The organism is Aerococcus sp. L_32 (assembly GCF_050689315.1).
This window is the reverse complement of the sequence record NZ_JBOEQF010000948.1, coordinates 1-718: the sequence shown is the minus strand read 5'-3', so window position 1 is coordinate 718 and position 718 is coordinate 1. Positions and strand designations below refer to the sequence as shown.

1 pseudogene is annotated in these 718 nt (G+C 42.2%); it reads left to right on the top strand.

What is annotated here, in order from left to right:
• Positions 1–691: pseudogene (locus tag ACRCJ0_RS17535) on the top strand (cell division protein FtsQ/DivIB); the annotation flags it as partial.
• Positions 692–718: the final 27 nt, after the last annotated feature.

The window sequence follows — 718 nt, the reverse complement described above, 5'->3', positions numbered from 1 at the left end:
GTTGGGTTACATCCAGATTGCGGACTTTTTCTACCCATTACTAGAAAATAATGAAATCATCGACACACCACTGCCATCACTTGAAAAAGCGTTACCCTTATTTGAAGGTTATGATATTGCCAATGAAGGTCAAAGGGCCAAGCTAACAGAAACGGTTAAGGCCCTATCAAGCCTGTCAGATGATATCATTCAAAAGATTTCCTGGGTGACTTATACAGGTGATGAAAGTAACACTGACCGGATTGCCTTACAAATGGAAGACGGGAATGTGGTGAGAGGGTTTATCAGCTCAATTGGTGATCGGATGAGTTATTATAATGGTATAGCCAGTCAATTGGACGGGCAAACGGGACTGATTGATATGGAAGTAGCCATTTACTTTGCTGAATTAAACGATGGGAATAACCCTTATGCTTCAGAAGAAGAGAAGAAAGCTTATGATGAATCGGTGGCTGCAGAATCAAAGGCAGCGAGTGAAAGTGAAGCTAGTGAACTAGATGTCTCATCAACAGATTCAGGGAGTGAGACAACGGATAGTTCAGCTACAGAATCAACTAGCGGGTCAGATGCTTCATCAGCTTCATCTAGTGAGGCTAGCCAGGTTGAAAGTACTGATGCACAAGCAACATCTTCTAATGTCGAAATGGATGCAACAAGTGGGCATTCAGTTGTTGAATCAGGGAGTGAATAAAGTGGCGAAATCATGTGAAGGCAATTT